The organism is Streptomyces sp. NBC_01275, from assembly GCF_026340655.1.
Taxonomy (GTDB): domain Bacteria; phylum Actinomycetota; class Actinomycetes; order Streptomycetales; family Streptomycetaceae; genus Streptomyces.
Genome location: NZ_JAPEOZ010000001.1, coordinates 7571439 through 7580025 on the forward strand (window position 1 = coordinate 7571439; position 8587 = coordinate 7580025).

6 protein-coding genes are annotated in these 8587 nt (G+C 70.3%); 3 read left to right on the forward strand and 3 right to left on the reverse strand.

The genetic code is table 11. The features are described 5' to 3' along the window. Positions 1-15 precede the first annotated feature (15 nt). Complete coding sequence (locus OG562_RS33540; protein ID WP_266404684.1) at positions 16-1233, forward strand: cytochrome P450; 1218 nt, start codon at positions 16-18, stop codon at positions 1231-1233. A gap of 70 nt (positions 1234-1303) precedes the next feature. Here OG562_RS33540 and OG562_RS33545 read toward each other — a convergent pair whose 3' ends face one another. The 3 genes from OG562_RS33545 to OG562_RS33555 form a co-directional block, all read right to left on the reverse strand. After that, positions 1304-2098, reverse strand: coding sequence for a polysaccharide deacetylase family protein (locus tag OG562_RS33545; RefSeq protein WP_266404687.1), 795 nt, complete (start codon positions 2096-2098; stop codon positions 1304-1306). Positions 2099-2163: 65 nt separating this feature from the next. Beyond that, a complete protein-coding gene (locus OG562_RS33550; RefSeq protein ID WP_266404690.1) occupies positions 2164-3612 on the reverse strand; it encodes a family 43 glycosylhydrolase in 1449 nt (482 codons plus the stop codon). Between the two features lie 44 nt (positions 3613-3656). Continuing rightward, positions 3657-5165, reverse strand: a complete 1509-nt coding sequence (locus OG562_RS33555; RefSeq protein ID WP_266409653.1) for a family 43 glycosylhydrolase — start codon at positions 5163-5165, stop codon at positions 3657-3659. Positions 5166-5787: 622 nt separating this feature from the next. Here OG562_RS33555 and OG562_RS33560 point away from each other — a divergent pair. Continuing rightward, entirely contained in the window at positions 5788-6111 is a 324-nt protein-coding gene (locus OG562_RS33560) for a DUF5132 domain-containing protein (RefSeq protein ID WP_266404692.1), read from the forward strand. Between the two features lie 357 nt (positions 6112-6468). Beyond that, on the forward strand, positions 6469-8535 hold the full coding sequence (locus OG562_RS33565) for an ABC transporter ATP-binding protein (protein WP_266404693.1): 2067 nt from the start codon (positions 6469-6471) through the stop codon (positions 8533-8535). The last annotated feature ends 52 nt before the right edge of the window (positions 8536-8587 follow it).

Here is an 8587-nt window from a genome sequence, read left to right on the forward strand (position 1 = left end):
GGCCGGGAGGCTCCCGTGGACCGCACAGGGCTGGGCAGACTGGACGACGTGCAGCGCGACCCGTACCCGCTCTACGGCCGGGCCCATCGCGCGGACGGGCTGCTGCACGTGCCCGAGCTGGACGCCTGGCTGGTCGCCCGCGACGCCGACGTACGCGAAGTGCTGCGCAGGCCGGAGGACTTCTCGTCGGAAGGGTCGCTGCGGCCCGACGTACAGCCGGCCCCCGCCGCGTTCGCCGTGCTCGGCGGGGGCTTCGGCGGTCGGCCGGTGGTCGTCGGCGTCGACGGCGAGCGGCACCGGCGACTGCGCGCGCCGATCGTGCGCGGCCTGTCCCCGGCCCGCGTGACCGCCGTCCTGCCGTACGCCGCCGAGCGCGTCGTCGCCCTCGTCGAGGAGTTCGCCGGGGACGGGCGGGTGGAGTTGAGGGCCGCCTATGCGGAGCGGCTGCCCGGCGAGGTCGTCGGCCGGATCGTCGGGCTCGACCCCGAGGACCTGCCGACCGTCGTGCACGGCGGGCGCCGCGCCGAGGAACTGCTGTTCCGGCCGCTGGCGCAGGACGAGCAGATCGCCGCCGCCGAGGACGTGGTGGCGATGCAGCGCGTCCTCGACCGGTACGCGCGTGAACGCCATGCACGGCCGCGCGAGGACCTGTGCTCCGAGATCGTCGCGTCGGTGGCCGCGGGACCCGGCGAACTCACCCTGGAGCAACGGCACGAGACCGTCTCCCATCTCCAGAACCTGTTGATCGCCGGCCATCTCACCACCACCGCGCTGATCGCCACGACCGTGCTGCATCTGCTGCGGCACCCCCGCCAGTGGCAGCTGCTGTGCGCGGAGCCGGACCGGATCCCGGCGGCCGTCGAGGAAGCCGCCCGCTACGACGGCGTGTTACAGGGCTTCCGCCGGGTCACCACCCGGCCGCTCACCCTCGCCGGCACCGAACTCCCCGCCGGCTCCCCGCTGTTCGTCGCGTTCGGCGCGGCCGGGCGGGACGCGGAGCAGCATCCGCGCGCGGACGTCTTCGACATCACCCGCCCGCCCGGCCGCCATCTCGCCTTCGGCCACGGCCCGCACGCCTGCCCGGGAGCCCAGCTGGCGCGCGAACAACTCCGGCTGACGCTGGCGGAGTTGACGCGTCGGCTGCCGGGGCTGCGGCTCGCCGAGGATCGGCCGGTCGTCATGCGGCCCACGATGATCCACCGCTCCCCGCACCGGCTGGACCTGACGTGGTGAGCCCGCCGCACCTGACAGGGTGAGCCCGCCGCACCTGACAGGGTGAGCCCGCCGTACCTGACGGGGTGGGTCAGCGGTAGACCTTCCCCGGCTCCGCCGTGCCCGGCGCCAGCAGCTGCGGCACCGTCACGAACACGAACCCCCGCTCCTTCAGCGCGTCGATGATCCCGGGCACGGCGGGCACGGTCCCGTCGTAGATGTCGTGCAGCAGGATGATCCCGTCCCGGTCCGCCTGGGCGAGGACGCGTTTGCGGATCAGCGCGGAGTCGGTCGTCGTGTAGTCCTTGGCGGTCACCGTCCACAGCACCTCGGCGAGGCCCAGCTCACGGGAGATCTCGTGCACGGTGTCGTTGGTGCGGCCCTGCGGCGGGCGCATCAGGGTGGGCCGGCGGCCGGTGAGGCGCTCTATCTCGTCGTTGGGGCGCTGGAGTTCCTCGCGTATCTCGTCCGGCTCGATCCGCGTCAGTATCTTGTGGTCCCAGGTGTGGCTGGCCACCTCGTGGCCCTCGTCGGCCATGCGTCTGACGAGCTCCGGGTACTTCTCGATGTGCCGCTTGCCGAGCAGGAAGAAAGTCGCCGGAACCTGTTTCTCCTTCAGGATGTCCAGCAGCCGTGCGGAGTTCTCGCTCGGGCCCGCGTCGAAGGTGAGCGCGATGCACTTCACCTCACGGCAGTCGACGGAGCCGAAGCGGGCGGCCTGGGCGGTGGACGTGGTCGCGGGGTGCGCGCGGGCGGAGCTCGGAGCGGTGATGTCGGCCCGGCCGCAGCCGGTGAGTGCGACCGCCAGGCAGACGGCCGCCGCCGGGACGGCGACGGCACGCAACCTGGCCCCCGTGTTCTTCATCTTCTGGGTCAGAGAAGGCATGCCGAGACTATACATAGGCTGTATACACCTTATGTATAGTCTCGGCGTCGCGCCCCCTCACGCCCTCACTGGGCGTAGAACGTCGCGTCCCCCTTGTCCGTCGCCGTGCTCGGAGTCTGCACGTACAGCAGGTAGTTGTAGTGCCGGATGTAGCGGCCCGCGTAGTTGTACGACTCGTACGAGACCCCCGCCGAGTCGGCGAGCCCGGCCCGCTGGTAGAAACTCGCGTCGGAGGCGAACGCCGAGGTGCCGTCGCTCTTCTCCAGCCACACCTCGAAGTTCTTGTGCCGCAGGTAGTAGCCGGGGAAGTTCGCCGACTCCAGGGAGACCGTGCCGCTGCCGGCCAGACCGGTCACCACGCGGAACTGCGAGTCCGCCAGCGGGCTGACGCCCGCCTCGATGCGGGCGCGGTACTCCCAGTGCCGGATGAACCGGTCCGCGTAGTTGTACGAGGAGAAGCGCTGCGGGGTGACCCCGTCGGCCACCGGGATGCCGAAGTCGGGCGTGCCGTCGGCCTTCCAGTACAGCTTCTGCACGCGGGTGCGGCGGTTGGGGTCGTTCAGCGGGTCGCCGGTGATGTCCTTGTAGCTGCGGTCGTGGTAGACGAGGATGTCGGACTTGCCGTCCTCGGAGACCGTGAACGAGTTGTGGCCCGGCCCGTACTGCGAGGTCGAGGCGTTCGACGTGAAGACGGGCTGCGTCCCCTTGGTCCAGGACGCCGGGTCGGTCAGGTCGGCCGTCGCGGAGGCGGTCAGCATGCCCAGGCAGTAGTTGGCGTCGGTGGCGCTGGCCGAGTACGTCAGGAAGACCTTGCCGCCGTGCTGGATCAGCGCCGGCCCCTCGTTGACCTTGTAGCCGATGGTCTCCCAGGACAGCGTCGGCTGCGAGATCTCCGCCGGAGTCCCCTGGATCGTCCAGGGGTTGGCGAGCTTCGCGATGAACAGGCTGGTGTTGTTGTCCTCGGCCGGGTTGCGCTGCGCCCAGGCGAGGTAGCGGACCCCGTTGACGACGAACGTCGTCGCGTCGAGGGAGAAGCTCTCCCACGTGGTCTTGATCTGGCCCTTCTCGGTCCAGGTCGCGGTGAGCGGGTTGGCGCCGGCGCCCTCCAGGACGTACATCCGGATCGCCCACACGTCACTCGTGGACCCGGCCGCGAAGTACACGTACCACTTGCCGTCGATGAAGTGGATCTCCGGGGCCCAGATGTGCGCGCCCATGATCCCGCTCGTGTGCTTGGTCCAGATGGTGACCTCCTGGGCGGTCGACAGGCCCTGGATGGTCGTCGCCCGGCGCAGCACGATGCGGTCGTACTCGGGGACCGTGGCGGTGAAGTAGTAGTAGCCGTCGGTGTGTTTGAAGATGTGCGGGTCGGCGCGCTGCTCGGCGATCGGGTTCGTGTACGTCACCGCGGGGGAGTCGGGCACCGCGGCCTGGGCGGGGGCGCCCAGGCCGGTGAGGACGGCCGCGAGGGAGACGAGGACGGCCAGGAGCAGCCGTACGGCGTTGCGTCTCAAGGGAGTTCTCCAGATCCGGTGGGGGTCGGTCGAGCGGTGGGCGGTCAGGCGGCGGGCACGAGACGCCACTGCTGGCAGGTGTTGTTCAGCCAGGTCCACTGCCGTACGTCCGTGCCGTCGGCGGTTCCGCAGTTCGCGACGTCGGCGACCTTGCCGCTGTTCTCGCCGACGAGCCGGACGTAGTCGCCGCTCGCGGTGAACACCGGCCGGAACCGCTGGCACTTGTTGTTCAGCCACGACCACTGGCGCAGATCCGCGCCGTCGGCGGTGGAGCAGTCGGCGGTGTCCAGCACCCCGCCGGTGGCCACGTTCACCAGCCGGCTCGTGTCGTCGGCCTGGTCCTCGATCCGCCACTTCTGGTTGGTCCCGCCGTTGCAGGTCCACTGGAAGACGTTCGTGCCGTTGGCCGTGGAACCGCCCTCGACGTCCAGGCACTTGCCGCTGTTGCGGTTGACCAGGGTGTACGAGGTCGGGGTGGCCGCCGTCTCCCCGGAGGGGCCCGGCAGCGTCGTGCCGAGTGCGACCGGGGCGCCGAAGTTCGGGGTGCCGTCGGCGTTCCAGGTGAACTTCTGCGCCCGGGTCGTCCGGCCGTTGCCGCAGCCGCCGCTCGCGGAGGAGTTGGCGTGGTAGACGATCCAGTTCTCGGTGCCGTCCGGCGAGGTGAAGAAACCGTTGTGGCCGGGGCCGTAGACGCCGTTCGCGTCACTGCGCTGGAAGACGGGCGTCTGGGTCTTCGTCCACGACGCCGGGCTGAGCGGGTCGGATCCGGTCAGTTCGAGGAGGCCGAGTTTGTAGTCGGCGGTCTGGCAGTAACTCGCGGAGAAGGTGAGGAACGTACGGCCGTCGTGGTAGAGCGGCTCGGGCCCCTCGTTGACGGGCGCGCCCGACGTCTCCCAGCTCAGCGTGGGGCTGGAGATCACCGTGAAGGCGCTGCTGGAAAGGGTGTACGGGTTGCTCATCGGCGCGATGACCAGGCTCTGCGCGCTGCCGTTCACGAAACCGCTTCCGACGAGATACAGCTTGCCGTTGTTCTGCAGCACGCTCGCGTCGATCAGCCAGCCGCCCGGTGTCAGGTTGGAGCCGGTGAGAGAGCCCTTGTAGGTGTAGGGGCCCAGCGGATCCGTGCCGGCGCTCTCCAGGACATGGGTGCGCTGGGAGTCGCAGCAGGCGACCCCGCCCTGTCCGGCCGAGTAGTACAGGTACCAGTGGCCGTTGAACTGGTGGATCTCCGGCGCCCAGATGTTGGTGTTGCGGGTCGAGGTGGTGTCCGACCACACCTGCACGGTGGGCGCGGTGGCGAGACCCGCCAGGGTCGGCGACTTGCGCATGCCGAGGACGCCCGTGAACGTCGTGGTGATCAGGTAGTAGTTCCCGTCGTAGTACTCCAGCCAGGGGTCGGCGCCCTTGGCCGACTTCACCGGGTTGGTGTACGGGCGGCCGTCGGCCGCGGACACCGGCTGGGTCGCCGCGACCAGGGCGAGAAGGAGCGCCAGGATGCAGACGAGCAGGGGGCTGCGGTGCGTCGCGGGCGCAGCGGGGCGCCGACGGTACATCCGAGGCATACAGGACCGTCCCTTGTCCGTAATTTCGAACGTAGTTCGTAACTTCGGCCAGAAGATAAGCGGCCTGCATGTCCCCGTCAATGGTTTCGACAGCCTCGCCGACATCGTCGGCGTCACGGACGGACGCGCTCTCCTTGCGTGCGGCCGACTTCGCCCCCATGGCGACCCTGGCGGCGGCGGCCTCGCCCGCTGGGCGGCCCCGATCGCGGCCGGGCGGCCGGGGTCGTGGGGCTCCGGCGTTCATAAGAACGATTATCCATCGGTGGTTCGCACCGCATTTACTGGCCACTTGTATGATGCACGCTCTGTGAAATGCCTGGGTAAAGATGCGCCTTCAGGTCGGCCTCGGACGCCTGATTGCACAGACCCTGCGGCGTCCGGTCCCGCCCGGGCACATCGGGCCCGTGGCCTGAATCCGCCCCGCTCGCAGACGTCGTATTACTCTTCCGGGTGACGGTGCCGGAATCGGCTTGGTTTCCGCCCGCGCGCCTCGGATACGCTGAGTCGGGTTCGTGAGCAATGAAGAATGCTTGAAGAGCACTCTCGAAGACCACTCTCGAAGACCACTCCTGCCACTCCTGCTGAGAATGTCAAAGAATGAAGGGGTCGATTCATGCCGCCCGTAGTTCCTCCGTTCCTGATCGGCCTCATCGCCGCACCCCTGGCCAAGCGGGTCGTCAAGCCGCTGATGCGCGGACTGGTGAAGACCTCGGTGGGGCTGGTGCTGGAAGTGAGGCGCGCCGCGCACGAGGCCAGTGAGGGCCTGCAGGATCTCGCCGCCGAGGTCACCGCAGAGGTCGTGGCCGCGCAGATGTCCGGCGCGGGCGCCGAGCCCGAGCCCGCCGCCGCCCCGGAGAAGTCCCCGGTGACCGACGCCCACCCGAAGCCGTCCAGCAAGGGACGTCCGCCCGCCGTGGCCACCGCCAAGGCGCACTGAACACCCACGCTCCTCAGAGAAACAGCTCGGGATCTACTGAACATGACATTGCTGGTGGGGGCCGCGGCCGCAACGGGGACCGCTCGGGACGACGTGCGCACGTATTCGCTGAGAATGTGCTCCGCCATTCCCGGACGGCAACGCTGGAAGATTCCCGAGATGGCGGGAAAGAAGCATCTTGCGGCCGTATTCGATACGGTACTCGGGAAAACTCCGGGAATTAGGGCGGTCAGGGTCAGTGAGGTCACCGGAGGTGTTCTCGTCCTCCACGACCCCGGCCTGGGAACCGTCGAGATCGGCGGCGCCATCCGGAAATCCCTCTCGGCCGTATTCCACTGCCCGCGACCGCGCTCCGCGGTGAATCCCGAGCCCGCAGCGGCGACCGCGGGGCGGCCGCCCGCCCCGCCCCGCGGCACAGGCGCCCCGGGCCCCGCCCTCACCCTGGCCGGCGGCGCCGCGGTGGCCGCCCTCGCCCTCGGGCCCGGGAAGCTCCTGCGCCGACCGCTCGCCGTCCTCGGCGCCGTCGTCACCGCCACGGTCGTCGTCGTACGCCGTGCCGTGCGCGCCGCGGCCACCGGCGCAACCGCTTCCCCCTCCGACGCCGACTCGGCCTCCGGGTCCGTCTTCGCCTCCGGTGAGACGGCACGGCGTCGGCCTACGTCCTCCCTGCGGTCCCTGCTCGACATCGTCGGCCCGCACACCCCCCGGCTCGGCCTCGCCTCCGGGCTCTCCGCCCTGTGCCAGCTGACCGAGGTGGCGCTGGGACTCTTCCTGGGCTGGATCGCCCTCGTCCTCATCAAGGGCCAGGCCGCGCCGCTCCTCGCGCTCGGACTGACCAGCGCCTCCGCCCAGTTGTGGTTCCTCGCGGGCGCCGCCGCCGTGGCCTGCGCCGCCGTCGCCGGCCTCTCCTACGCGGCGGGCGTGGAGTGGCGCAAGCTCGGCCAGGCCGTTCAGCACGACTGGCGCAACGCCACCTACGTGCAGGTGCAGAGACTCGAACTCCGCCACCTGGAAGGCGAACGCACCACCCGGGTCGCCGGCGCCCTCACCGATGAGGTCGCCCAACTCGGCGCCTTCTTCGCCCACTCAGCCGGTGACGTGGTCCAACTCGCCTCCAGCTTCCTGGTGTTGGTGCCCGCCTTCCTCCTCCTCGCGCCCCAGATCGCCTGGATCGCCTTCCTTCCGATGCCGATCGTCGCCTGGCTGTCCTTCCACTACCACGACCGCGTCGCCGCCGACTACGCCGTGTCCAGCGAGCACAAGGCCACCCTGCACAGCCAGTTGGTCAACAGCCTGGAGGCCGGCGCCACCGTCAAGAGCTTCTGCACCGAGGAGTACGAGGCTCAGCGCGTCGAGCGGCTCAGCGAGGTGTGCCGCGAGAGCGACCACCGTACCGACCGCTCCACCGTCCGCCACGCCGAGACCATCCGCGCCTGCACCACCGCCTCCATGACCGGCACGCTCCTCCTCGGCGGCCGCTCCGTCCTCAACGGCACGCTCCCCTTCGAGGTGTTCAGCCCGCTCATCGGCCTGCCCCAACAGGTCCTGCTGCGCCTCACCCGGCTCGGCTCCATCGTCGACCAGTACCAGCGCACCCTCGCCGCCTACGACCGCGTCCAGCACCTGCACGCCCTGCCCACCGAACCCGTGGGCCCCGACCACCCGGTGGACGCCGAGGACGTCAAGGGCGCGGTCACCCTGGACCGGGTCACCTTCGCCTACCCCGGCCGCCCGCCCGTCCTCGAGGACCTCTCGCTGTCCATCGCACCGGGCCGCGTCACCGGCATCGTCGGCCCCACCGGCTCCGGCAAGACCACCATCGCCAAACTCCTCATGCGCTTCCAGGACACCGACTCCGGCCGCGTCCTGCTCGACGGCCGGGACGTCCGCGACCTCTCCCGCCAGGGCCTGCGCCGCGCCGTCGGATTCGTCGCCCAGGATCCCTTCCTCTTCGACGGCACCATCGCCGACAACATCCGCTACGGCAGTTTCGACGCCACCGACGCCCACCTGGTGCGCGCCGCCCGCATGGCCGAGGCCCACCCCTTCATCGAGGCCCTGCCCGACGGCTACGACACGATGATCGGGGAACGCGGCGCGGCCCTGTCGGGCGGCCAGAAACAGCGCCTCGCACTCGCCCGGGCCATTCTCAAGGACCCGCCCGTCGTCGTCCTCGACGAGGCCACCTCCGCCGTGGACAACGAGACCGAGGCGGCCATCCAGCGCACCCTGCGCACCTTCGCCGAGAACCGCACCCTGATCATCATCGCCCACCGGCTGTCGACGATCCGCAACGTCGACTGGATCCACGTCCTCGACAAGGGCGGCCTCGTCGCCGAACAGGGCACCCACACCGAACTCCTGGCCCGCGACGGCCTCTACGCCACCCTGTGGCGCCTGCAGGCGGGCGAACAGGCGGCCTGACCCGGCCCCGACCCGCGCCCCGCCCCGGCCCCGCCCCGACCCGTCCCTGCCC